The 24,391-nt window shown below is 73.3% G+C and carries 22 protein-coding genes; 16 read left to right on the top strand and 6 right to left on the bottom strand.

The annotated features are described in order from the left end of the window. Positions 1-66: 66 nt before the first annotated feature. A complete protein-coding gene (locus FHS22_RS05925; protein WP_184939148.1) occupies positions 67-1,497 on the top strand; it encodes an acyl-CoA carboxylase subunit beta in 1,431 nt (476 codons plus the stop codon). A gap of 17 nt (positions 1,498-1,514) precedes the next feature. Beyond that, positions 1,515-1,724: a DUF5988 family protein gene (locus FHS22_RS05920; protein WP_184939147.1), complete on the top strand. Its 210-nt coding sequence runs from the start codon at positions 1,515-1,517 to the stop codon at positions 1,722-1,724. A gap of 1 nt (position 1,725) precedes the next feature. Here FHS22_RS05920 and FHS22_RS05915 read toward each other — a convergent pair whose 3' ends face one another. Then, positions 1,726-4,437: an AAA family ATPase gene (locus FHS22_RS05915; RefSeq protein WP_184939145.1), complete on the bottom strand. Its 2,712-nt coding sequence runs from the start codon at positions 4,435-4,437 to the stop codon at positions 1,726-1,728. 162 nt (positions 4,438-4,599) lie between these two features. Beyond that, positions 4,600-6,330 (bottom strand): 2-isopropylmalate synthase, encoded by a 1,731-nt coding sequence (locus FHS22_RS05910; protein WP_184939144.1) that lies wholly within the window; start codon positions 6,328-6,330, stop codon positions 4,600-4,602. 326 nt (positions 6,331-6,656) lie between these two features. On the opposite strand from FHS22_RS05910, the gene FHS22_RS05905 reads away from it, so the two are divergent. The 3 genes from FHS22_RS05905 (at position 6,657) to FHS22_RS05895 (ending at position 9,413) form a co-directional block, all read left to right on the top strand. After that, entirely contained in the window at positions 6,657-7,577 is a 921-nt protein-coding gene (locus FHS22_RS05905; protein WP_184939142.1) for a UbiA family prenyltransferase, read from the top strand. A 503-nt stretch (positions 7,578-8,080) separates the two neighbouring features. Then, on the top strand, positions 8,081-8,764 hold the full coding sequence (locus tag FHS22_RS05900) for a histidine kinase (protein ID WP_184939141.1): 684 nt from the start codon (positions 8,081-8,083) through the stop codon (positions 8,762-8,764). Further along, positions 8,745-9,413 (top strand): response regulator, encoded by a 669-nt coding sequence (locus FHS22_RS05895; protein WP_184939139.1) that lies wholly within the window; start codon positions 8,745-8,747, stop codon positions 9,411-9,413. The genes FHS22_RS05900 and FHS22_RS05895 overlap by 20 nt, the downstream gene beginning before the upstream one ends. 17 nt (positions 9,414-9,430) lie before the next feature. Here FHS22_RS05895 and FHS22_RS05890 read toward each other — a convergent pair whose 3' ends face one another. Beyond that, positions 9,431-10,393 (bottom strand): aldo/keto reductase, encoded by a 963-nt coding sequence (locus FHS22_RS05890; RefSeq protein WP_184939138.1) that lies wholly within the window; start codon positions 10,391-10,393, stop codon positions 9,431-9,433. Between the two features lie 287 nt (positions 10,394-10,680). Here FHS22_RS05890 and FHS22_RS05885 point away from each other — a divergent pair, with 287 nt between their 5' ends. Beyond that, positions 10,681-11,367: a 4'-phosphopantetheinyl transferase family protein gene (locus FHS22_RS05885; protein ID WP_338047614.1), complete on the top strand. Its 687-nt coding sequence runs from the start codon at positions 10,681-10,683 to the stop codon at positions 11,365-11,367. After that, entirely contained in the window at positions 11,364-12,197 is an 834-nt protein-coding gene (locus FHS22_RS05880; protein ID WP_184939135.1) for a TIGR03621 family F420-dependent LLM class oxidoreductase, read from the top strand. The genes FHS22_RS05885 and FHS22_RS05880 overlap by 4 nt, the downstream gene beginning before the upstream one ends. Here the strand turns inward: FHS22_RS05880 and FHS22_RS05875 are convergent. Continuing rightward, complete coding sequence (locus FHS22_RS05875; RefSeq protein ID WP_184939133.1) at positions 12,178-13,548, bottom strand: NDP-hexose 2,3-dehydratase family protein; 1,371 nt, start codon at positions 13,546-13,548, stop codon at positions 12,178-12,180. The two genes, FHS22_RS05880 and FHS22_RS05875, sit on opposite strands and share 20 nt — an antisense overlap. Positions 13,549-13,710: 162 nt before the next feature. On the opposite strand from FHS22_RS05875, the gene FHS22_RS05870 reads away from it, so the two are divergent. From FHS22_RS05870 to FHS22_RS05860, 3 genes are read left to right on the top strand one after another with little or no spacing between them, the layout of a single operon-like run. After that, positions 13,711-14,289 (top strand): DUF1707 SHOCT-like domain-containing protein, encoded by a 579-nt coding sequence (locus FHS22_RS05870; protein ID WP_184939132.1) that lies wholly within the window; start codon positions 13,711-13,713, stop codon positions 14,287-14,289. A gap of 11 nt (positions 14,290-14,300) precedes the next feature. Further along, positions 14,301-15,521: a class I SAM-dependent methyltransferase gene (locus FHS22_RS05865; RefSeq protein WP_184939131.1), complete on the top strand. Its 1,221-nt coding sequence runs from the start codon at positions 14,301-14,303 to the stop codon at positions 15,519-15,521. Position 15,522: 1 nt separating this feature from the next. Beyond that, a complete protein-coding gene (locus FHS22_RS05860) occupies positions 15,523-16,086 on the top strand; it encodes a dTDP-4-dehydrorhamnose 3,5-epimerase family protein (RefSeq protein WP_184939129.1) in 564 nt (187 codons plus the stop codon). A gap of 1 nt (position 16,087) precedes the next feature. On the opposite strand, the gene FHS22_RS05855 is transcribed toward FHS22_RS05860, so the two are convergent. Beyond that, positions 16,088-17,188 carry a DegT/DnrJ/EryC1/StrS family aminotransferase gene (locus FHS22_RS05855; RefSeq protein ID WP_184939128.1) on the bottom strand — a complete coding sequence of 367 codons (1,101 nt, stop codon included), beginning with the start codon at positions 17,186-17,188 and terminating at the stop codon, positions 16,088-16,090. A gap of 169 nt (positions 17,189-17,357) precedes the next feature. Here FHS22_RS05855 and FHS22_RS05850 point away from each other — a divergent pair, with 169 nt between their 5' ends. Continuing rightward, positions 17,358-18,536 (top strand): macrolide family glycosyltransferase, encoded by a 1,179-nt coding sequence (locus FHS22_RS05850; RefSeq protein ID WP_221473299.1) that lies wholly within the window; start codon positions 17,358-17,360, stop codon positions 18,534-18,536. Beyond that, the gene (locus FHS22_RS05845; RefSeq protein ID WP_184939125.1) at positions 18,536-19,993 is read left to right on the top strand and encodes an AfsR/SARP family transcriptional regulator; all 1,458 of its coding nucleotides are present in this window, start codon (positions 18,536-18,538) and stop codon (positions 19,991-19,993) included. The genes FHS22_RS05850 and FHS22_RS05845 overlap by 1 nt, the downstream gene beginning before the upstream one ends. A 6-nt stretch (positions 19,994-19,999) precedes the next feature. Here FHS22_RS05845 and FHS22_RS05840 read toward each other — a convergent pair whose 3' ends face one another. Then, positions 20,000-21,589 carry an FAD-dependent monooxygenase gene (locus tag FHS22_RS05840; protein ID WP_184939124.1) on the bottom strand — a complete coding sequence of 530 codons (1,590 nt, stop codon included), beginning with the start codon at positions 21,587-21,589 and terminating at the stop codon, positions 20,000-20,002. A 143-nt stretch (positions 21,590-21,732) separates the two neighbouring features. Here FHS22_RS05840 and fabG point away from each other — a divergent pair, with 143 nt between their 5' ends. From fabG to FHS22_RS05820, 4 genes are read left to right on the top strand one after another with little or no spacing between them, the layout of a single operon-like run. Next, a complete protein-coding gene (fabG, locus tag FHS22_RS05835) occupies positions 21,733-22,482 on the top strand; it encodes a 3-oxoacyl-ACP reductase FabG (protein WP_184939122.1) in 750 nt (249 codons plus the stop codon). Between the two features lie 24 nt (positions 22,483-22,506). Next, complete coding sequence (locus FHS22_RS05830; protein ID WP_260407707.1) at positions 22,507-22,794, top strand: acyl carrier protein; 288 nt, start codon at positions 22,507-22,509, stop codon at positions 22,792-22,794. Then, positions 22,791-23,303 carry a 3-hydroxyacyl-ACP dehydratase FabZ gene (gene fabZ, locus FHS22_RS05825; RefSeq protein ID WP_260407706.1) on the top strand — a complete coding sequence of 171 codons (513 nt, stop codon included), beginning with the start codon at positions 22,791-22,793 and terminating at the stop codon, positions 23,301-23,303. The genes FHS22_RS05830 and fabZ overlap by 4 nt, the downstream gene beginning before the upstream one ends. A gap of 2 nt (positions 23,304-23,305) precedes the next feature. After that, a complete protein-coding gene (locus tag FHS22_RS05820; protein ID WP_184939119.1) occupies positions 23,306-24,373 on the top strand; it encodes an aminomethyl transferase family protein in 1,068 nt (355 codons plus the stop codon). Positions 24,374-24,391: the final 18 nt, after the last annotated feature.

Raw genomic sequence — 24,391 nt, 5'->3', positions numbered from 1 at the left:
ACGGGTGCGGGATCCGGTCGTCACATTCGCAGTTACCTGTGTCGAGCCGGCGTGAGGAAAGCAGCGATGACTGTCGTGTCCACGGGTTCCGTCGAAAGCCCCGCAGCGCCCGCCGCCGATCCCCGTGATCCCGCGGTCAGGATCGCCCTGCTCCTCGACCCGGACTCGGCCGTCCCGCTCGACGGCGCGGACGGGAGCGGCGTGACGGCCGTGCACGGGCTGGTCGGCGGGGCTCCCGTCGTCGCCTACTGCACCGACGCCCGCACGATGGGCGGCGCGCTGGGCGCGGCCGGGGCCATGCGCGTCGTGGAGGCCGTCGAGGCCGCCGTGCGCCAGGGCTGCCCGGTGATCGGCCTGTGGCACTCCGGAGGCGCCCGGCTGGCCGACGGCGTGGAGTCCATGGACGGCGTGGGCCGCATGTTCGCCGCCATGACCTGGGCCTCGGGCGTGGTGCCGCAGATCTCGGTCATCCTCGGGCCCGCGGCGGGCGCGGCGGCGTACGGGCCGGCGCTCACCGACCTGGTCGTCATGGCGCCCGCCGGACGGGTCTTCGTGACCGGCCCGGACATCGTCCGCAGCGTCACCGGCGAGGTCATCGACATGGACGGGCTCGGCGGCCCCGACGCGCACGCCCGCAGGTCCGGCGTGACCCACGTGGTGGCCGCCGACGAGCAGGACGCGATCCGCCGCGCCCGCCTGCTGACCGGCTTCTTCACCTGCCGGGACGCGTTCGACCTGGCCGCGCTGCGCGAGCCCCGCGACCTGCGCGCGCTGCTGCCCGAGTCGCCGCGCCGCGCCTACGACGTGCGCCCGCTGGTGCGCGGGCTGCTGGACGCCGACGGCGGGTTCGAGGAACTGCAGCCCCGGTGGGCGGCCAACATCCTGGTCGGCCTCGGCCGGCTCGGCGGCCGGTCGGTCGGTGTGCTGGCCAACAACCCCCGGCACAAGGGCGGCTGCCTCGACGCGCTGTCGGCGGAGAAGGCCGCCCGGTTCGTCCGCATGTGCGATGCCCACGGGGTACCGCTCGTCGTGCTGGTGGACGTGCCCGGCTACCTGCCGGGCGTCGGCCAGGAATGGGACGGCGTGGTACGGCGGGGCGCCAAGCTGCTGCACGCCTTCGCCGAGTCGGTCGTGCCGCGGGTCACGCTGATCACCCGGAAGGCGTACGGCGGGGCGTACATCGCGATGAACTCCCGCTCGCTCGGCGCGACCGCCACGTTCGCCTGGCCCGGCGCCGAGGTCGCGGTCATGGGCGCGGAGTCGGCCGTCGGCGTGCTGCACCGCAAGGCCCTCGCGGCCGCTCCCGAGGAGGAGCGCGAGGGGCTGCGCGCCCGGCTGGCCGAGGAGCACCGCAGGGTCGCGGGCGGTGTGGAGCGGGCCGTGGCCATCGGCGTCGTCGACGAGGTGATCGCGCCCGAGAACACCCGCCTGCGGATCGCCGAGGCGCTCGCCCGCGCCCCGCGCACCCGCGGACGCCACTCCAACATCCCCTTGTGAGGAACCAGGAGGCAATCATGTCCCAGTTCACAGCCGTGCTGGTGGGCGGGCCCGCCCACCTGCCCGCCGAGCGGCGGATCCAGAGCGTGGGCTCCCCGGACGAGACGCTCAAGCTGCTCCACGGCGCGGGTTACGAGCACTTCCGGCACCAGGGCGAGTCCACCGTGATCGACGGCGGACCGGCCCTGGTCTTCTCCTGGGTCATGCACACGGCCGTCGCGGAGTGACTCACAGGCGCTCACCGACCAGCCGGGACGGCAGGTCGGTGCGGCGGGACACGTTGAGCTTGCGGTAGACCCGCGTCAGGTGCTGCTCCACGGTACTGACCGTGATGTGTAGCTTGGCGGAGATGTCCCGGTTGGAGTAGCCGTCGGCGGCCAGCGCGGCCACCCGCCGCTCGGCGTCGCTGAGGATCGGCTGCACGCCCGGCGCCTCGCCGTCGTGGTCGTCCGGGGACAGCGCCTGGCTCAGCCCGTCCGCATGGCACTCCTGCGCCAGCGCCTTCGCCCGCCGCGCCAGCATCCCGCCGCGCCGGTACTCGCCGATGGCGTGGTAGGCCTCCACGAGGTCGAACAGCGCCCTGGCCAGCTCATACTTGTCGCCGCCCGCCTGGAGCAGGTCGGCCGCGCGGCGCAGCAGGTTCACCCGGTGCCTGGCCTCCCCGGTGGCGGCCAGCACCCGCATCGCCATGCCGTGCACCCGAGGGGAGCGCCCCTGGCCGCGGTGCAGCTCCTCCTCGACCAGGCGCCGCCCCTCGTCGGGGTCCCCGAGGCGGACCAGGCACTCGGCGGCGTCCACCCGCCAGGGGATGAACTCCGGGCCGTCCAGACCCCACCGGCCCGTCAGCTCCCCGCACAGCCGCAGGTCCCGCAGCGCCTGCTCGGCCTGCCCCGCCATGAACGTGAAGCGGGCCTTGCCGTACAGGTAGAGCAGGCCGAAGCGGGTCTCCAGCATGGCCTCCGGCACGGGCTGGGTGGCGTGCGGCAGGCACGCCTCGTGGCGGGACATGGCCGCGCCGGCCCACAGCAGCGAGCCCAGCGGGGCGCCGACGGCCACGCCCCAGCTGCCCGGAGGGATGATCTCCAGGGCGCGGCGGGCGTCGCGGGCGGCCGCGGCCAGGTCGCCGCGGCGCAGCCCGATCTCGGCGCGGATGGCCGACAGCCGTGCCTGCCTGCTGGGCGCATGGCGGCGTACGGCCTCCTCGATGAAGGCGTCGCACCACGGCGCGGCCCGGTCGGCGCGGCCCACGTAGGTGAGGGTCAGCAGCGCGCTCTCGACCGTGTCCATGGACATCTCGTCCAGTTGCGAGCTGCGCAGGACGTGTTCTGCGGTCGCCGTGGTCTCCGCGCTCGGGCCCTCCGCCAGGGCCTTGACCAGCATGTTCGCCGACTCGATGCGGCGGGCCGCGGTGAGCGAGTGCGCGGCGCAGGCGGCCTCGCGGGCGTCCGGCTCGGGCAGGTGCGGCAGGAACGACGGGCAGGCGCCGCGGAACCAGGCGCGGGCCACGGCCAGCTCCGTCATGCCCTCCCGGTCCAGCTCGCCCAGGTCCCTGAGGTGGTTCAGGACGTCCTCGGTGTCGGCCACGTGGCCGTGCCACAGCAGCGCCTTGGCCAGCACCACGGCGTCGCCGCCGCCCAGATGGCCCTTGTGCAGGGCCTCGGTCAGCTCGGCCAGCTGCCCGGCCGGGGTGCTGGGGTTGATGCGCCACTTGGCGCGGACGAGTTTCGTGGCGATCCTGGCCCGCCACCGCTTGTCGGTGCAGCCCTGCCAGGCCAGCTTCAGGTACTCGATGGCCGGCTCCACGCGGCCGTCGCGCAGCGCGTGGCCCGCGGCCTCCTCCAGCACCGACACGTTCCACGGTTCGCCGGCGCGGCCGGCCAGCAGCAGGTGGTCGGCCACGACCGTCGCCGCCGCACCGTCCTGGTACGTCAGCTCGGCGGCGCGGTGGTGCAGGCCGGCGCGGTCGGCGGCGTCGATCGCGGCCAGCACCGCCGACCGGGCGGCGTCGTGCCGGAAGCGGCCCCCGGCCAGCAGCCCGGCGCGGGTCAGCGCCTGGACCGCCTGGGCGGTGTCGGCCTCGCTCTCGCCCAGCAGGCGGTCGGCGGGGCCCGGCTCTCCCAGGACGGCCAGCGCGCGGGCCACCCGCAGCAGGTCCGGGTCGGCGCCGTGCAGGCAGGTCAGCACGGCCTCGCCGTACCGGTCGCCGGGGGCGCCCGTCTCCCGGAAGTCCTCGGCGAGCGCGTCCACCAGGAGGCGGTTGCCGCCGCTCAGCTCGTGGCAGCGCGCCGCGTAGCGGTCGGCCGTCTCCCGGCCCGCCCGCTCGGCCACCCGCTCGGCCGCCTCCTCCGGCGACAGATGGGTGAGCCTGACCTGGCGGCAGTGGGGCAGGCGCGGCAGGTCGGCGTGGAGCAGGAACGGCTGGTGCGCGTGCTGGTCGGTGCCGCCGAAGACCAGCATGATCCTGGCGTACTTGACCCGGCGGGCCAGGTAGGACAGGCAGAGCTGGGAGCCGTGGTCGGCGTGGTGGGCGTCGTCCACCACGATCAGCAGCGGGCAGCGCTCGGACAGCTCCAGCAGGACCGTGCAGAGCGCGTCCACGATCTGCGCGTCCACGTGGTCGAGGGTCTCGCCCGCGAGCCGGCTGCGGGCGCCCTCCTGCAGGAGGCTCAGCGTGGTCGCGCGGTGCTCCTCCAGCATCGGCGTGTTGTGCACGAGCTGCGACAGCACGCCGAGGGGCAGCTCCCGTTCCGCGCGCGAGCCGGTCGCGGTGAGCGGGAGGGCGCCGTGGTCGAACGCGTGCTCGGCGAGGCCGTCCAGCAACCGGCTCTTGCCGGCGGCGATGGGGCCCGTCACCATCGCGATGCAGCCCCGCCCGGTCACCGCCTCGTCCAGGAGGTCCCGCAGGAGGGCCATCCTCTGTACCTGGTCGTGCTCGGCCATGACGGCCCTCCTTGGTCGGTTCAGTACGGCAGGTCGCGTCCTGACGGGGTGCGGAGGTCGAGCCGGTGGACGCGTCTGCGCCGAGGCCTCTCCCTCACCCTCCGGATCCGGGGCATCGTGGTCTCCTTCCGTGCCGGCGGCCGTCGGTCGGCCGCGTGCTCGTCATCCCGCGGCGGCGAGGGGCCGGGGAAGGGGGAGGGGGGACGGCGCGGGGCGCGCCGCCGGGCGGGTCCGCAGCGCCGCGCGGACGGCCGAGAAGGCGGAGGCGGCCACGTCGGCGTGCACGCCCGCGCCCCAGGACGTTCCCCCGCCCGCCGCGCACTCCGCGTAGATCACGACCTCGCCGGGGGAGCGGCCGCCGGGCGGCTCCCGCTCCAGGTGCGTGTCGTGCAGCGGCGGCTCGGTGGTGTGGACCGCGAGGACCCGGATCCCCCAGGGGCCGAGCACCGGGGCCAGGTCCCCGGCGCCGGCCGCGCCCGGCTCCGCGCCTCCGTCGATGTGGAGCGTGACCTCGACCGGCTCACGGCTCAGCGGCAGCGGGCGGGAGGGATCGCCGTGGTAGAGGTACTCCTCGCGGAACAGCGCGCCGATGCGCTCCGGCGACAGCTCGCCGCCGGAGGCGTCGGCCTGCGCCTGCACACGGGAGGCCAGGTCCGCCTGGAGGCCGCGCGGCAGGTTGAGCCCGTGCCAGGCGCTCATCACGTATGCCACGCCGCCCTTGCCGGACTGGCTGTTGACCCGGACCACCGCCTCGTACGTGCGGCCCACGTCCCTGGGGTCGACCGGCAGGTACGGCATCTCCCACGGCAGCTCGTCCACCGGCGTCCCGGTCGCGGCCGAGCGCCGTTCGCGCTCGTCGAAGCCCTTCTTGATGGCGTCCTGGTGGGAGCCGGAGAAGGCCGTGTAGACCAGGTCGCCGCCGTAGGGGTGACGCGGGTGGACCGGGAGCTGGTTGCACAGCTCGACGGTGCGGCGCACGGCGCCGATGTCGGAGAAGTCGATGCCCGGGTCGACGCCCTGGACGTACATGTTCATGCCCAGGGTCACCAGGCAGACGTTCCCCGCGCGCTCGCCGTTGCCGAACAGGCAGCCCTCGATCCGCTCGGCCCCCGCGAGCAGCGCCAGCTCGGCGGAGGCCACGCCGGTGCCGCGGTCGTTGTGCGGGTGGATCGACAGGCAGACGTGCTCGCGGCGGGACAGGTTGCGGTCGAGCCACTCGATCTGGTCGGCGAAGACGTTGGGCAGCGAGCGCTCGACGGTCGTGGGGAAGTTCAGGATGATGCCCCGGCCCGCCTCCGGCTGCCAGGCGTCCATGACGGCCTCGCAGACCTCCAGCGAGAAGTCGGGCTCGGTCTCGTTGAACAGCTCGGGGGAGTACTGGTAGCCGAGGTCGCAGTCGCCGAGCACGCGTTCGGCGTGGTCCATCATGACCTGTGTGGCGCGCACGGCCAGGTCGCGGCAGCCGTCCCGGTCGATGTCGAAGACCAGCCGGCGGAACAGCGGGGACGTGGCGTTGTAGATGTGGACCAGCGCGCGCGGGGCGCCCTTGAGCATGTCGAGGGTGTCCCTGATCAGCTCTTCGCGTGCCTGCGTCAGCACGGTGATGCGGACGTCGTCGGGAATGCGGTCCTGCTCGATGAGCAGGCGCAGGAAGTCGCGGTCGTCCTGGCTGGCGACGGGGAAGCCGACCTCGATCTCCCGGTACCCCATGCGCACGAGCAGCTCGAACATCGCCAGCTTGCGCTCGGGGGACATCGGGCGGGCCAGCGACTGGTTGCCGTCGCGCAGGTCGGTGGACAGCCAGCGCGGGGCCTTGCGGATGCACCTGCCGGGCCACGTGCGGTCCGTCAGGTCGATCGGCCGGAATTCTCGGTAGCGTTCGGCACCCGGCATCCTCGGACTTCCTTTCCCTGAATCAGGTGGGTCGCGGCGGTCCTTTGAATTCCCGCTGTCACAGCGGTTTTTCGCGAGCGCGACGCGCGGCATAAGGGAGAACGGAACGACCCGCGTTTCTTCTGCGAATCCGCTCCGGCTCTGCAAAGATCTTGACTGGGTGTTCCCGAAGCTATAGGGGGTGCGGGCCGCCTACAAGACAGGGGGTCAGGAGTTCGCCCCCGGTATCCGGGGGGAGCATTCCAGGGGTATCGAAAGGTGTACCCCCCTGCTGCTTTCGGCTCACGCCACTTACCGGGGCCCCGACGGTGGTCAACACTCCAGTCATGGCGGCTATCGCTCTCGGGCTCCGGGCCGTGCCGGCCCTTCCCCGCATCCTCGCCCTGTGCCTCGCCGAGGCCCGCCCGCTCGTCCTGGCGGTCTCGCTCCTGCGCTTCCTGTCCGGCGTCGCCCTGGCCCTGCCGGTGGCCGCGGCGCCCGACCCGCCGGCGGTTCTGAGGGGGGCGGCCGCCTGGGTGCTGTCCATCTTCGCCGTCTACCTGTTCAACGGCGTCACCGACGTCACCGAGGACCGGATCAACGGCTCCGGCAGGCCGATCGCCCGCGGCGACCTGACCCCGAGAACCGCCGCCGCCGTCGCGGCCGCGGGCGCCGGCCTGGCGATGCTGGCCACCGTGGGGCTTCCGGAGCCCATGGCCTGGATCGTCGCGGGCAACCTGGTGCTGGGCTACCTGTACTCGGGGCCGCCGCTGCAGCTCAAGGGCAGCGCGGGCGGCACGGTGGCCGTGCTGTGCCTGTCGGGACTGCTGTCGTACCTGGGCGGGTTCGTCGTGGTGACGGCCGGCGGCACGGGGGTCGCGGTGCCGCCGGGTCTGGCGGTCTTCGCCGCGGCCGCGATCGGGTGGATGGTCCTGGTCGGCGTGCCCGCAAAAGACCTTTCGGACATCGAGGGTGACGCCGCCGCCGGGCGGCGCACGTTCGGCGTGCTCGTCGGGGAGCGCGGGGCGAGGCTGGCGATGGCGGCGGCCTCCCTGGCCCTGTGCGTCGCGCTCGGCGCGGCCGTCTGGTGGCTCGGGGCGCCCCTGCTGGGCGTCTTCGTGGCCATGGCCGCGGGGAGCGCCGGCGTCGTCGCCGCGGCCCGCCGCCGGCGGGCGGAGAAGGGGCGCAGATCGCTGCGACGTCCGTACGGTGTGTTTATGGGAACGCAACATGTCGTTCACCTGACCGCCGTTGTGTGCGCTATATGAATATGACCGGAAATGTTGCATTATTGTCTGCGGTAAGGGATAGTTAGGGGGCGCTCGAACACTAGTCCCGCGGCAGAGGGGGGACATTGGAGGTGCACGGGCAGTCGGGGGATCCGGCGAGATTAGTTGAAACGTGTCGCAATGAAATCCTCGCCGAGTTCGAGTCGGTCCTGCAGGCCGCCGGGAGTATGGTCTTCGCGGATGCGCAAGCGCGTGACCAGGCCCTTTCGACCGCCCGATACGTCCTGGGTGATGTGGCGGCTACGCTACGCGCTGGAAAGGTACAGGTAAGTGAACTGTACAAATTCCATGCCTGGGAGGTTGGAAACGCGCGGGCGGCCGCGGGCGTTCACCCGAAGGCCTCACTTGAGGCGGGCTCACTTTTTTTCCGTACGGCGCTGCGCCACCTGGTCAGGGAAATCACCGCGGGGGCGGACTGCGGCACGGCCGCGGAGCTGATCACTCTGGCGGTCGCCGGTCTGGAGGAGAGCCTGTCCCGGCGGGTGCGCGAGTCCGCCGACAGCTACCACAGCTTCCTGCTCGACCTGGTGCACGAGGCGCAGGAGGAGGAGCGCCGCCGCATCGCCCGCGAGCTGCACGACCGCATCGGCCACGGCCTCAGCGTGGCCCATCAGCAGCTGGCGCTGTCGGAGGCGTACCGCGCGTCCGACGCGGCCCGCGCCTCCGCCAAGATCGGCGTGGTGCAGCAGGCCATCCAGGAGACCATGGAGAACCTGCGGCAGCTCACCTCCGAGCTGCACCCGCGGACGCCGGTCAAGAGCCTGGAGAAGTCGCTGATCGGCTTCCTGGAGGAGGTGGAGGACGATGACGTCTCCGTCGTGCTCGACGTCAGCGGCGACGAGTCGTGGGCCGAGCCGTGGGTGCGCGACGAGGCCTTCCTCATCGTGCGCGAGGCCGTACGCAACGCCCTCACCCACGGGAGTCCGCCCATGGTCCTGGTACGCGTGAACATCGCCCCCCACGAGCTGTCGGCATCGGTGCTGGACAACGGGCGCGGTTTCGACCCGGGGGCCGTGCGCGGCCACGGGGTCGGCATGACGTCCATGCGCGAGCGCGCCGAGCTGCTCGACGGCCAGGTCCTCATCACCAGCGAGGCGGGGAAGGGCTGCCTCGTCGAGCTGTTCATCCCGCTGAAGAGGCGATCCCGTGGTCGCAGAGACGTCTAGCGGCGCCATCTCCGTGGTGCTGGTCGACGACCACGCGCTGTTCCGCGAGGGGCTGCGCGAGATCCTCGAGTGCGACGGCGGCATCCGCATCGTCGGCGAGGCCGGCGACTCCGAGACGGCCGTGGCCGTGGTCACGAAGACCCGCCCCGACGTGGTGCTGCTCGACGTCGAGATCCCCGGCGACGAGGTCACCGAGACCGTCGCCAACATCAGGAAGCTGTCGCCCGACACCCGGATCATCATCCTCAGCATGTACGACGGCCCGCAGCTCCTCACCCGGCTGCTGTCCGCCGGCATCCGCGGCTACCTGCTCAAGAGCGTGCACCGGCACGAGCTGATCGCGGCGGTGCACAGCGTGCACGAGGACGCCTCCAGGGTCGTGCTGGCCGTCTCGCGCCACAGCCTGGCCAGGGTGGAGTCGCCGAGCACCGGGATGCTGTCGGAGAAGGAGCTGGAGGTGCTGCAGCTGGCGGCGCAGGCGCTGAGCAACGTGCAGATCGCGCGGCGGCTCGGGCTGGCCGAGGCCACCGTGAAGCGGCACATGCGCAACATCTTCGTCAAGCTCAACGCGGTCTCGCGGATCGACGCGGTGAACAAGGCGCTGGCCACGGCCCTGATCTCCCCCCAGAACAGGGGAGAGGCCGACTGACCCCGGCCGGCGGCCGCTCACAGCAGCGGTGACGCCGACCGGGCGTGGCGGGCGGCGGGGAACAGGTCGTCCAGCTTGCCGAGGGTCTCGGGAGGCAGCTCGACCGAGGAGGCGGCCAGGTTCATCTCCAGGTGCACCGGGTCGCGGGTGCTCGGCACGGGGACGACGTGCTCGCCCTGCGCGAACAGCCAGCTCAGCGCGACCCGTCCGGCCCCCAGGTCGAGCTGCGCCGCCACCGACTCGAGCTCCTGGAGCCGCGGGCAGCTGCTGCGCCGGTGGTCGGGGTGGAAGCGGGGGTCGGCGCGCCGCCAGTCGTCCGGCTCGAACCCGGCCTGCGGCCGGACCCGGCCGGTGAGGAAGCCGCGGCCGAGCGGGCGGGCGGCGATCACGGCGATGCCCAGCTCGCGGGCGGTGGCCAGCAACTCGGGGGAGGGGCGCGGCCCCCACAGGGAGTACTCGACGCCGATCGCGCTCACCGCGTGGACGGCGTGCGCGCGGCGCACCTGCTCGGCCGTGCCGCCGGACAGCCCCAGACGGCGGATCTTGCCCGCGCGCACCAGCTCGGCCAGCCCCGCCACGCTCCTCTCCACGGGAACCCGGGTGTCCTGGCAGTGGAGGGAGAACAGGTCGACGCAGTCGGTGCGCAGGCGCCTGAGCGAGGCGTGCAAGGACCGCTCCAGCTCGTGCGGGCGGCCGTCGAACACGAATGGCCCGCCGGGCCCGCCCGCGCGCGCCCCGCCGCGGGTGCACACCACCACCTCGCCGGCCCGTCCGGCGAGCACCCGCCCGATCAGGCTCTCCACCTGCCCGTCCGCGTAGAAGCCCGCCGTGTCGAGCAGCGTCACCCCGGCGTCGAGCGCTCTGCGCACCAGCCGGTCGGCCTCGCGGGGACCGACCGGCCCGTACGCGCCGCTCAGGGCGAGCGTGCCGAGCCCGGCGGAGACGACCGGCCCCCCCGGACCCAACCTGGTGTAACGCACGAAATCCCCTTCGCGCAGTGGCCATTACCCTTGACAGGGTAAGTCAAGGGACCGGTATTCCCGCTGTCAATCCGGGTGCCTCATAAATCGGTGCGCGGATATCGCAGCGACCCCTCAGGTGATGGTAGGCATACGGGCGGACAATCGAGGGGGCGGTCGGGCGCATTGGACCCCTAGCGGTACCCCTATTCTCCGGACCGCGGCCCACTGATACCCCGCGCGGCCCTTTTCGGGAAATGCCGTGCCTGGTTACTGTGCGGTGGAGGACGGACGTGAGGAGGCGCGGGGTGATCGAGGAGATCCTTCCCGACACTGTCATGGCCTTCCACGCCTTCACCGACCCGCCCGGCCTCGTGCTCTTCCCCGAGGAAGCCGGCCTGGTCCGCAACGCCGTGGAGAAGCGCCGCAGGGAGTTCACCACCGCCCGCCACTGCGTGCACCGCGCCATGGAACTCCTGGGCGTGCCCCCCGCCCCCGTGCTGTCCGACGCCCACGGCGGGCCCGTCTGGCCCCCCGGCGTGGCCGGCAGCATCACCCACTGCGCCGGCTACCGCGCCGCCGCGGTCGGCGCGGCGCCCGCCGCCATCGGCATCGACGCCGAGCCCGACGGGCCGCTGCCGCCCGGGGTGCTGGAGGCCGTCTCGCTCCCCCAGGAGCGCCAGATGCTGCGCCGGCTGGCCGCCGACCATCCGGACACGAGCTGGGACCGCATCCTGTTCAGCGCCAAGGAGTCGGTCTACAAGGCGTGGTACCCGCTGGCCCGGCGCTGGCTGGACTTCCAGGACGCGGTGATCGTCCTGGACCCGCTGCGGGGCACGTTCGAGGCCCGGCTGCTGGTGGCCGGGCTGCGCTGGCAGGGAAGGCCGCTGAGCGGGTTCGCGGGGCGCTGGACGTCCGGCAACGGACTGGTGCTCACCGCGATCGCCGTGACCACCGCCCGGGCCGGGGGGCCCGCGGAAGGAGCGGCGGCATGACCAGGTTCGGGGTGGTCCTCATCGCCGAGGAGGCCTCCGGGGACGCGTGGGCGGCCCGCTGCCGCCGCGCCGAGGCGCTCGGCTACGACGTCATCGCGGTGCCCGACCACCTCAACCTGCTCGCGCCCTTCCCGACGGCGCTGCTGGCGGCCGAGGCCACCGAGCGCGCCACGATCGGCACGTACGTGCTGAACGCCAGCTTCCACCACCGCACCCTGCTGGCCAGGGAGGTCACGACCACCGCCGCGCTCATCGGCGACCGGCTGGAGCTGGGGCTCGGCGCCGGCTACGTGGCGTCCGAGTTCGCCGCGGCCGGACTGCCCTTCGACCCGGCCGTCCGCGCCGCGCGGCTGGAGGAGCTGGTCGACGGGCTGGAGGAGGGCCTGGGCGGCAGGCGTCCGCCCCTCCTGATCGGCGGCCACGGGGACCGGGTGCTGCGGCTGGCCGCCCGCCGCGCCGACATCGTCAGCTTCACGGGCGCCCCGTACCGGCCCGAGTACGGCAGGACCGCGCTCGTCACCGCGGACGAGCTGCTGCGCCGCGTGGAGTACGTGAGGACCGCGGCGGGGGAGCGGAGACCGGAGCTGAACGTGCTCTCCAAGTCCACGGTGCTGACCCGGGACCGGCGCGCGGGCGTGGAGAGCCTGCGGCGCTACGCCCCCGACCTGACCGCCGAGGAGCTGCTGGAGGTGCCGACCCTCTTCGCCGGCACGCCCTCGCAGATCGCCGAGCAGGTCCGCCGGAACGAGGAGCGCTTCGGGTTCTCGTACGTCACGGTGACGGACTCGGCGATGGAGGACTTCGGGAAGGTCATCGAACACCTCCGGTGACCGGCCGCGGCGGCGCGACGTGGGCGAGCCCGTGCAGGCAGGCGTTCAGCGTGCGGGCCTGCACGTTCAGGTAGTAGCTGTGCCGCAGCAGCTCGTCGAGCTGGTGCAGGGCGAGCCAGCGGAAGGCCGGGTGGCCGGGCAGCGGGTCCTCGTCCACCTCGGCCAGCAGGTAGCGGTTGCGGGCGTGGTAGAAGCGGCCGCCCTCCTCCGACAGCACGGTGTCGAACAGCATCCGCTCCGGCGGCGCGTCCAGCACGTCGGCCAGCAGCGGCGGCCGGGCCCCCGGCGGCAGGTGGTCGTAGTTGCCCGGCGTGCACTGCACGGTCGGGGCCAGCTCGACCACATCGGTGTAGCCGGGCTCGACGCGGGCGTGCACCAGCGCGTGCACCACGCCCTCGACACGGCGCACCAGGAACGCCACCACACCCGTCCCGACGGGCGCGATCATCGGCTGGCTCCAGGCGTCCACCTCGCGGCCGCCGGCATCCACGCGTACGCCGATCACGTCGAAGAAGCGGCCCGTCTCGTGCGAGATGCGGCCCTCGGCCCGCCGCCACCCGCTCACCCGGTTCAGCGGCACCGGCCGGGCGTGCACGTCGGTCGTGGACCGGACGCCGCTGAGCCAGCTCAGGATCTCCGGCGTGCCGTGCAGCGCCCCCCGGCGGCGGTCGCGCGAGCGCGCCACCGCCGTACCGAACCCGCCCTCGCCCTCGTCGGCGCCCTCCTGGACGGGCAGGCAGGCCAGCACCGTGCGGGCGTCCATGTTGACCAGGTCGGGCACGGACAGCAGCTCGCGCACGCGGCGCAGCGGCAGCCACCGGAAACCCGCCGCCGCCTCGACCTCCCCGTCCACCTCCACGACCATGTTCCTGTTGCGCTTGCGGTAGAACCACGCGCCCTGCTCCGACTGCCGCACGTCGGCCAGCACCCGCCCCCGCGGCCCGCGGAAGTGCTCCAGGTACGGCACCGCCCGCCCGTTGTGCACCCGCGTGTAGTTGCTCCTGGTGGCCTGCACGGTCGGGGAGAGCTGCGGCCCCCCGGGATTGCCCGGTTCGTTCTTGGCCTGCATGAGCACGTACGGGACGCCGCCCACACGGCGCAGCAGGATGCCGAGGATGCCCGCCTCCGGCTGGTTGATGATCGGCTGGCTCCAGGCCGGCACCGCCCAGCCCGGGCGGCTCACCTCCAGCCCCTCGACCGTGAAGAACCCGCCGCGGGCGTGGTGCAGGTTGCCCGTGGCCGGGTCCTCCCGCCAGCCGGACAGCTCCTCCAGCGGCAGCCGGGCCGTCCGCATGAACGTGTGCCCGGCGATCTCCCCCAGCCAGTCGTGGACGTCGATGACGGACTCCATGCGGTGCTCCGATCCGTCGATCAAGTACGGCGGTCCGATGCCGCCGAACCTGTCACGGGCCGGGCGCGCGCTCAACCCCTAGCCGGAACGGCTCCGGCCCCTGTCACCTGCTTAGGGGTTCTGCGGTTGGGCGGCCGTTCATAGCCTTCTACTGTGGACGCCATGACCGATCATCGGGAAGTGCGGGCGAGCGACCGCGACCGCGAGAGGGTGGCCGAGATGCTCCGCGTCGCGGTCGCCGAGGGACGCATCGACCTGGAGGAGCTGGAGGAGCGGGTCGGCCGCGCCTACACCGCCAGGACGCTGGGCGAGCTGGACGACGTGATCACCGACCTGCCGCGCTTCGACGAGCCGGTCCCGTCCGTGCCGTCGTCCGGCGCGGCCGAGCTCCAGCTCCACACCGGCAGCGGCCGCGTCGAGCAGGTGGGGCGGTGGCTCGTGCCGCGGGTCATCAGCGCCAAGGCGGGCCGGTGGGGGAAGGCGCGGGTCGACTTCACCCGCGCGGACTGCCCGCACCGCGAGGTCGTGCTCGACGTCGAGATCACCTCGTGGTTCGGCGACGTCACCGTGCTGGTCCCCCGGGGGTGGCGGGTCCGCGACGACGAGGTCGTACGCCGCTGGCTGGGCGCCGTCCACAACCGCCCGCCCGAGCCGCTCGCGCCCGACGGCGTCACCGTGCGCCTGACCGGCTACGTGCAGACGGGCGACGTGTGGGTGAGGTACCGCCGGGCCGCAACCTGAGGAGGATCGCAATGGCGTGCCGGATCTGTTCGGGTCGTCTCCGACCGTTCGCCGACTTCGGGAGGCAGCCGCTCTCCGACGCCTTCGTCGTCCCGGGCGACCCGGGCGAGGAGTTCTTCTTCCGCCTGGCCGTCGGCGTCTGCGAGAGCTGCTCGATGGTGCAGCTGCTGGAGGAGGTGCCGCGCGAGCGCATGTTCCACGCGGGCTACCCGTACCTGTCGTCAGGGTCGTCGGTGATGCGCGAGCACTTCGGGAGCCTGGCCAAGCGGCTGCTGGCCACCGAGCTGTCCGGTCCCGACCCGTTCGTGGTGGAGCTGGGGTGCAACGACGGCGCCATGCTGTCGGTCGTCGCCGACGCGGGCGTGCGGCACCTGGGCGTGGAGCCGTCCGGCGGGGTCGCCGACCTGGCCGCGGCCAGGGGCGTGCGCGTGCGCAAGGACTTCTTCGAGGCCGCCACGGCCGCCGCCGTCCTGGCCGAGGACGGGCCCGCCGACGTGGTCTACGCGGCCAACACGCTGTGCCACATCCCCTACCTGGACTCGATCATGGCGGGCGTGGACACGCTGCTGAAGCCCGGCGGCGTGTTCGTCTTCGAGGACCCGTACCTCGGCGACATCGTCGAGCGCGCCTCCTTCGACCAGATCTACGACGAGCACTTCTACTTCTTCGCCGCCGCCTCCGTCCGCGCCATGGCGCGGCGGCACGGCTTCGAGCTCGTGGACGTGGAGCGGCTGCCCGTGCACGGCGGCGAGGTCCGCTACACACTGGCGCGGCGCGGTGCCCGCACGCCGGCGCCCGCCGTGGCCGAACTGCTGGCCGCCGAGGAGGCCGCGGCGCTCTCCGAGCCGGCGACGCTGCGCCGCTTCGCGGCCCGCGTGGCGCACAACCGCGACCGCCTGGTGACGCTCCTCACCTCGCTGCGCGAGCAGGGCGCCCGCGTGTACGGCTACGGCGCCACCGCCAAGAGCGCCACCGTGCTCAACTACTGCGGCATCGGCCCCGGCCTGGTGCCCCTCGTCACCGACACCACCCCGGCCAAGCAGGGCAGGCTCACGCCCGGCTCGCACATCCCCGTGCGCGGTCCCGAGGCGTTCGCCGATCCGTACCCCGACTACGCCCTGCTGCTCGCGTGGAACCACGCCGAGGAGATCATGGCCAAGGAGACCGGCTTCGGCCGGGCGGGCGGCACGTGGATCCTGTACGTGCCCGAGGTCCATCTGGTGCGGGCCTGACATGGAGTACCGCGAGCTGGCGGTGACGGGCGCGTACGCGTTCGCCCCCGAGGTCTTCCCCGACGCCCGCGGCGACTTCGCCTCCCCGTACCAGGAGGGCGCGTTCGCCGCGGCGGTGGGGCGGCCGCTGTTCCCCGTGGCGCAGGCCAGCAGGAGCGTGTCCCGGCGCGGCGTGGTACGCGGCGTCCACTACACGCTGACGCCGCCCGGCACCGCCAAGTACGTCTACTGCGCCGCGGGGCGGGCCGTGGACGTCGCCGTGGACCTGCGGGCGGGCTCGCCCACGTTCGGGCGGTGGGAGGCGGTGGAGCTGAGCGGCGGCGGCGGGGAGGCGGTCTACCTGCCGCCCGGGGTCGGGCACGCGTTCGCGGCGCTGGAGGACGGCACGGTGATGTGCTACCTGCTGTCGGAGGAGTACCGGCAGGAGAACGAGCTCACGCTGTCGTACTTCGACCGCGAGCTGGGGCTGCCCCTGCCGGTCGGCTCCCCGCTGCTGTCGGAGCGCGACCGGCGGGCGCCCACGCTGGCCGAGGCGGCGGCCCGCGGCCTGCTGCCCCGCTACTGACTCACAGGACGCCGCGCAGCACGGCGATGATCTTCTCCTGGAGCCCGGCGGGGAGCGACGGGTACATCGGCAGCGAGAAGATCTCCCCGGCCAGGGCCTCGGTCACCGGCAGGCTGCCCGGGCCCAGGCCCAGGTGGGCGAAGCCGGACATGGTGTGCACCGGCCACGGATAGCTGATGTTGAGATGGACGTCGTGGGCGCGCAGCGCCTCGATGATCGCGTCCCTGCGGGGGTGGCGGACCACGTACAGGTAGTGGACGTGCTCGTTGCCGTCCGCGGTCGCGGGGAGCACGAGGTCGGTGCCGGCCAGGGCCTCGGCGTAGCGGGCGGCCACGGCGCGGCGGTCGGCGACGTACCGGTCGAGGCGGGTGAGCTTGCGGCGCAGGATCTCCGCCTGCACCTCGTCCAGGCGCGCGTTGTGCCCGGGCGTCCGCACGACGTAGTACGTCTCCTCCATGCCGTAGTAGCGCAGCCGCCGCAGCGCCCGGTCCACCTCGTCGTCGGAGGTGAGCACCGCGCCGCCGTCGCCGTACGCGCCCAGCACCTTGGTGGGGTAGAACGAGAAGGCCGCCGCGTGGCCCATCGACCCGGCGACCCGGCCGTGGTGGCGGGCGCCGTGGGCCTGCGCGCAGTCCTCCAGGATCACCAGGCCGTGCGCCTCGGCCAGCCGCTCCAGGGGGGCCATGTCCACGCACTGGCCGTACAGGTGGACCGGGAGCAGGCAGCGGGTGCGCGGCGTGATCGCGGCCTCGACCTGCGACACGTCCATCAGGTACGTGTCGGGGTGCACGTCGGTGAAGACCGGGGTGGCGCCCACGGCGTCGATGGCCACCACGGTCGGCGCGGCCGTGTTCGACACGGTGACCACCTCGTCGCCCGGCCCGACGCCCAGGGCCTGCAGGGCGAGCTTGATGGCGTTGGTGCCGTTGTCCACGCCCGTGCAGTGGCGCACGCCGTGGTAGGCGGCGAACTCCTCCTCGAAGGAGTGCACGCTCGGGCCGAGGACGAGCCGGCCGGAGCGGAACACGGTCTCCACGGCGTCCATGATGTCGGCGCGTTCGGTCGCGTATTCGGGAAGATAGTCCCAGACATGAGTGGGCATGGCCCCGAGTAAAACGCGGTCTCCTGCGGAGGCGGAACCCCTAGAAAAGGCGGCGGGGTTGAGGGGACGGATAGGGGATGACGTCCGGTGCGCGTCCTCCCTACCGTGGGCGGTGAGTGGCAGTGCTAATGAACCGAAAGAATTGAACATGGCGGGGCATTGTCTTTTCATGTGCCATCCCGACCACGGCCACGTCATTCCCACGCTGGCCGTGGTCGCCGAATTGACGCGACGGGGTGGTCGCGTCACCTATCTCACGGCGGAGAGCACCGCCGCCCTCGTGCGCGAGGCGGGGGCGGCGGCCGTCACGTACGACTCGCCGTACGCGCGGATCGGCTCGCGCGAACGGGAGGACGACCCCCTGCGCCTGCTCTCGCTCCTGCTGGAGGAGAGCGAGGCCATGCTCGGAGCGCTCGACCGCCTGCCGGAGCGGCCCGACGTGATCGCGTACGACATCTCCGTCCTGCACGCCGGCCGCATCCTGGCCAGGCGCGAGAGGATCCCCGCCGCGCAGCTCATCCCGATATTCGCCTCGAACGCCCACTACTCCGTCCTGACCTCCATGTACGAGGGCGAGGACGGCGGCCGGTCCGGCCGGGAGCCGCCCGGCTGGGTCGACGGCATGCTCGACCGCATCGGCGCGCTGGCCCGCCGGTACGGCGTCCGCGACGACCCCGCCGAGCTGTGGTGGGAGGTTCAGGACTGCAACGTGGTGACGCTGCCGCGCTCGTTCCAGTTCGCGGGGGAGACCTTCGACGACCGGTTCGCCTTCGTCGGGCCCTGCCTGGGGGAGCGGCGGTTCCTGGCCGAGTGGGAGCCGCCGGGCGACGGGCTGCCGGTGGCGCTGCTGTCGTTCGGGAGCGTGGCCACCACCCGGCCCGAGCTGCTCCGCGCCTGCGCGCAGGGGCTCGCCGAGCTGCCCTGGCGCACCGTGGTCACGCTGGCCGACGGCCTCGACCCGGCCGACCTCGGGCCGCTGCCGCCCACCGTCGAGCCGCGCCGCCGGGTGTCGCACCTGAGCGTGCTGCGGCACGCGTCCGTGGCGGTCACCCACGGCGGCATGGGCACCTCCATGGAGGCGCTGTCCCAGGGCTGCCCGCTGGTCGTGGTGCCGACCACCGCCATGGACGGGCCGCCCGCCCGGCGGATCGGGGAACTCGGCCTGGGCGTCGCCCTGGACCCCGCGCGGCTGACCCCCGCGCTGGTGGCCGAGCAGGTGCTCGCCGTCGCGGGCGATCCCGCCGTACGCCGGGCCGCCGACGCCATGCGCGCCGGGATCCGCGCCTCCGGCGGCGCGTCACGGGCCGCCGACGTGCTCGAACGCCTCCTGGAGAGGAAGCCGGTGTGATGGACGGCTCCGCTTTCGAGTTCCGCGTGCTCGGCCCGGTCAAGGTGATCAGGGACGGCGCCGAGCTGCCCATGAGCGCCAACCGGGAGCTGGTCATCCTGGCCTGCCTGCTGCTCAACGCCAACCGGGTGATGAGCGTGGAACGGCTGATCGAGGCCGTGTGGGCCGGGTCCGCGCCGCCCAGCGCGTGGCGGCAGGTGGCCATCTGCGTGTCGCGGCTGCGCCGTACGCTGGGGGCCGGGATCATCAAGACCTCCAGCCCGGGCTACCTGCTGCGGGCCGCGCCCGACAGCATCGACTGGCTCAGGTTCACCTCCATGGTCGACAGGTCGCGCACGCTGGCCGACCCGGGTTCGGCGGAGGCGGCCGTCCTGCTGCTGCGGGAGGCGCTGGCGCTGTGGCGGGGCAGGCCGTTCGAGGACATCCGGGGGCTGCGGTACGACGTGGCGCGGATGGAGGAGTCACGGCTGGAGGCGCTGGAGACCTGCCTGGAGCTGGAGATCGAGCTGGGACGCCACCACCAGGTGATCCCCGAGCTCGTGGCGCTGGTGGCCGAGTCGCCGTTCCGCGAGCGGGTGCGGGCCCAGCTCATGCTGGCCCAGTACCGCGCGGGGCAGCGGGCCGAGGCGCTGCGCACGTACCAGGAGACGCGCCGCTACCTGCGGGAGCAGATCGGCCTCGAACCGGGGCCGGCGCTGCGGCGGCTGCACGAGCAGATCCTCAGGGACGAGTCCGCGCTGATGCGGCCCCGCGCCTCCGCCCCCCGGCCCGTCGCGGTGACGCCCTGCCAGCTGCCGCCGCAGGTCCTGCCGTTCGTGGGGCGGGAGGAGGAGCTGGCCGCGCTGGACTCCGCCCTGCTCGGGGACGCCGGGCCGGCCACCGCGGTCATCAGCGGACGCGGCGGCGTGGGGAAGACCACGCTGGCGGTGCGCTGGGCCCACGCCCGGCTGGACGCCTTCCCCGACGGGCAGCTCCACGCCGACCTGACCGGCGCCGACCCGGACGCCGTGCTCGACCGGTTCCTGCGCGCGCTGGGCGTGCCCGCCCAGGACCTCCCCGGTGACCCCGACGAGAAGCTCGCGCTCTACCGGAGCTGCACCGCCCGGCGGAGGGTGCTGGTGGTGCTGGACAACGCCCGTGACGGCGACCAGGTGCTCGCCCTGCTGCCGGGCGGCGCGCACTGCCGCGTGCTCGTCACCGCCGGGGACCCCCTGGACGACCTGGTGGCCCGGCAGGGCGCGCACCGCGTGTTCCTGCGGCCGCTGCCCGAGGACGCGGCGCGGGAGCTCGTCGGCCTGCTGGTCGGGGCCGCGCCCGCGCAGGAGGTGCGCGAGCTCGTGGCCACCTCCCGCGGCAACCCCCTCTCGCTGCGGCTGGCGGCCGCCCGCCTCCGCTCCCACGCCGTGCTCCCGGCCCAGGACGGCCGGTCGGGGAGGGCGGGACAGCCCGCCGCGTGACCCCCTTCAGCGGGGCTTGGCGAGGACGGTGGCGAGGACCGCCTCCAGGGTGCCGGGAGAGGGGGCGTCCTCGCGGACGCGCCAGGCCGTGTGGCCGTCGGGGCGGATGAGGACCGCGCCGCGCGGGCCGAGGCCGTACTCCTTCGCCCAGGTGGGGGAGGTGAGGGCGGCGGCCCCGTCCGCCTCGGCGATCTCCACCGCGCGCACGGGGAGGCCGGCCGACGCCCGGAGCCAGCCGCTGCCCGCCGGCGTCAGCAGGGTGAAGTGCGGGCCGAGGAGGTCGAGGGTGGAGATCCGGCCGTTCCCGCCGGCCAGCCACACGTGAGGGGCGCGGTGGCCGGGGCGGGCCGTGGGGACGTAGTCGCGGTAGGGGTCCTCCGCCGCCGGGGGCGGCGTGCCGTCGGGGACGACGGCGTCCGAGTCGTAGTGGTGGCCCAGGACCAGGCCCTCCGAGCTGCGCCGGTCCGCCTGCCGCCGGATGGCCTCGGCCATGGACAGGCGGCCCTCCATCATCTGCCAGGTGATCCAGGCGTTGGTCAGGCTCTCGTCCACCGTGCGGGCGGCGATCGGGCGGCGTTCGGCCTCGTAGGTGTCCAGCAGCCCCTCGCCCGCCTCCCCGCGCAGGACGGCGGCCAGCTTCCAGGCCAGGTTGTGGGCGTCCTGGATGCCGCAGTTCATGCCGAAACCGCCCTGCGGGGTCGCGACGTGGGCGGCGTCGCCGGCCAGGAAGACCGGGCCCGCGCGGAAGGCGGTGGCGACGTTGGCCTGCTGCAGCCACGGCATGACGCCCAGGAGCGTGACCGGCAGGTCGGGCACCCCCACGGCGGCCCGTACGGCGCGCAGGCACACCTCCTCGGTGAAGTCCTCGGGGCTGCCGCCCTCCGCGGGGTCGTAACCCGTCTGCACCATCCAGCGCAGCCGGTGGTCCACGGCCTCCACGGCGCACGGCGGGTCGGTCAGGAACGACAGGGCGGCCCGGCGGTCGGCGGGCAGGAAGCCCAGGTCGGCCTCGAACATGATGCTGATCATGTGGCCGAGCGGGGGCGGGCCCTCGGTGGCTATGCCCAGCGACCGGCGGATCCCGCTGCGGCTGCCGTCGGCGGCCACCAGGTAGCGGCAGCGCACCAGCACCGGCTCCACGCCCTCGACCAGCGCCTCGACGCCGGACCCCGTCACCGCCATGCGGGTCATGGCGGCGCCGAAGCGCACGTCGGCCAGCGACCCGGCGAGCCGGCGCAGGATCACCTCCAGCACGTCCTGCGCGCACAGGTGGGTGTACGTCGGGCTCTGCGGCGCGTCGCGGTCCAGCTCGGCCGAGGCGCGGACGAAGTCGCCGGCCGTGAGCGAGCTGCCCACGCCCACCGCGAGATACCCCTCGCGCGGCATCCCCGCGCTCTCCACCTCGTCCTGGACGCCCCACGCGCGGAAGAGCTCCATGGTCCTGGTGGTGATGAGTCGCGCCTTGGGGAAAACCGACGTGCCGGAGTGGCGTTCCACGAGCAGGGCCGATATTCCGTGGCGGGAGAGTTCAATGGCGGCGCAGAGCCCCACCGGGCCGCCGCCGACCACCAGAACATCCGCATCGAGCTCTTTCATGACAGCAAGCGTTATGCAGACCCATTGTTCGGTCAATGCGGGGATAACCGCGTGATACAGGCGTGATACACCGCCTCAGTAGCTTTGTTCATGGAAGATCCAGATAAGTCGATCCGGCGATTCTCGAATTCCTGGAGACCGTGATGCTGTTTGCGCAGGGCGCCGTGGCGCTGGTGACCGGCGGGTCGCGCGGAATCGGCCGGGCCGTCGCGCTCGACCTGGCCCGCGAGGGCGCCACCGTCATCGTCAACTACGCCCGCTCCGAGCACGACGCCAAGGAGGTCGTCGCGCGGATCGAGGAGGAGGGCGGCCGCGCGACGGCCGTCCAGGCGGACGTCACCGACGAGGAGGCCGTACGCGCCATGTTCCGCGCCGTACGCGCCGACCACGGGCGCCTCGACGTGCTGGTGACCAGCGCCGGCATCACCTCCGACCGCTACCTGGTGGCGATGGGGCTGGAGCAGTTCCGCGCGCCGGTCGAGACCAACCTGGTCGGCACCTTCCTGGTCTGCCGGGAGGCGCTCCGGCTGATGCAGCACCAGCGCAGCGGCTCGATCGTGACGCTGTCGTCCTCCAGCGGGCTCGACGGGGGCTTCCCCGGCCAGACCAACTACGTGGCGTCCAAGGGCGCGATCATCGCCTTCACCCACGCGCTGTCGAACGAGGCGGCCCCCCACGGCGTGCGGGCCAACGTCGTGTGCCCCGGGTTCGTGGCCACCGACATGACGCGCAAGGTCCCCGCAGACCTCAAGAAGCAGTACGAGTCCCGCATCCGCCTGGGCCGCATGGGCCGCCCCGAGGAGATCGCCTCCATCGTGAGCTTCCTGGCCTCGGCCAAGGCGTCGTACATGTCCGGTTCCGTGGTGGTCGCGCACGGCGGCGGCCTCGGCTGAGGAAGACAAGGAACAACTATGACCATGGACGAACTTCGCGCCAGGGCCGCGGCTCGGCAGCAGACGTGCTCCCAGATCAAGAAGATGATCGTCTCCCGGCTCGACCTGGAGATCGATCCCGACTGGATCACCGACGACCAGCCGCTGTTCGGCCGCGGGCTCGAACTGGACAGCCTCGACGTGCTCGAACTGTACGTGGCCATCGAGGCCGAGTTCGGCGTGGCGCTCTACGACAGCGACATGGCGGTGTTCGGCTCGGTGTCGCGCCTGGCCGAAGAGGTCGACCCGGCGCTGCGGGCGGTCTCCGCATGACGGCCACAGAGGCGGCCCCGCCGGTCGCGGAGGCGGCCCCGCCGGGAAGGGCGCCGGCCGCCGTGCAGCTCTCCCACGACCAGGTGCGGCAGGTGCTGCCGCACCGGTGGCCGATGCTGCTGCTCGACCGGGTCGGCTCCGTGGTGCCCGGCGTCAAGGGCACGGCCACCAAGAACGTGGCCGGGACCGAGCTGTGGTTCCAGGGGCACTTCCCCTCCGAGGCGGTGCTGCCCGGCGTCGTGATCGTCGAGGCCATGGCGCAGCTCAGCGGGGTGGTCTTCGCCCTGGCCGGGGCCAGTGAGATCAGCTACCTGGCGGGAGTCAGGTCGATGCGGTTCCGCCGTCCGATCGTCCCCGGCGACCAGGTCACCCTGACCGCCGAGCGGACCGCGGGCGGCCGCGGGTTCGCCGAGTTCCGCGTGTCGGCGCGGGTGGACGGCCAGGTCGCCGCCGAAGGAAACCTCACGATCGCCGATCCGGCGTCACAACGTACCGTGCGAAAGGTGTGATCATGGCAAGCGTCCTCGCGACCGAGCATCCGGAGGACACGGCGTACGGCGAGGTGGGCGACGCCACCGTGCCGCTGCGTTTCTCCTCACTCGCGGAGGAGTACCGCGTGCTCAGAGACCGCGCCGCGGTCCTGGACCTCGGAGGGCACGGCCTCATCCAGATCACTGGATCCGGCGGCGTGGACTTCGCGCAGCGCGTGCTGGCCCGAGACGTGGAGTACCTCACCTCGGACCGATGCATGATGAGCCTCGTCCTGGACGAGTCCGGGCAGGTCGTGGACCAGGTCCTCGCCTTCGGCCGGGAGGACGGGCTGCTGCTGGAGAGCTCCTGCGGCGCGGGCGCCCGGCTCCTTGAGCACCTGCTGGCCCGCGTGGCGGACGACGACGTCCAGATCACCGACCGCTCCGGCGACCTGACCGTCATCGGGCTGGAGGGCCCCTACGCGTGGGGCGTGGTGGGGCGGCTGATCGACGCGGAGCTGGCCTCGCTGCCGTTCGAGTCGGTGGTGGACACCACCTGGGACGACGTGGAGATCGTCTTCGCCCGCACCGGCCTGACCGGCGAGTACGGCTACCAGATGATCGTCCCCGTCGAGTCCGCCGCCGCCATGTGGCGCAGGTCGCTGGAGCACGCGCAGGCGGCGGGGCTGGAGGCGCTGGAGCTGGCCATGCTGGAGGTGCGCCAGCCCATCCCGCGCCACGAGGTCACCCCCGGCGCGTCGGTCATCGAGATCGGCGCCAACTGGCTGGTGGACATCACCAAGGACGCCTTCGTCGGCAAGGACGCGGTCGTCGAGGCGTTCGAGGCCGGCGGCGGGCGGCGCACGGTCGGCTTCACCGGCTGCCCCGACGTCCCCGCCCTGGGCACCCGCGTGCAGGCGGCCGGACAGGACATCGGCGAGGTGGTGTACGCCGTGCGCAGCGTCGGCCTCGACGCCACCCTCGGCCTGGCCCGCGTGACGGGGGAGCTGGCCGCGGCGGGACTGGAGCTCAGCGTCGGCGGCCTGCCCGTGACCACGCTGACCAGCCCCTACGTCGTGCCCAAGAGCTGGAGCATCCCGATCATCTGATCGGGCCGGTGCCGAGTT

This window comes from Thiemannella venezuelensis, assembly GCF_014203605.1.
GTDB classification, from domain to species: domain Bacteria; phylum Actinomycetota; class Actinomycetes; order Streptosporangiales; family Streptosporangiaceae; genus Planomonospora_A; species Planomonospora_A venezuelensis.
This window is presented reverse-complemented; position numbering and strand designations above follow the sequence as displayed.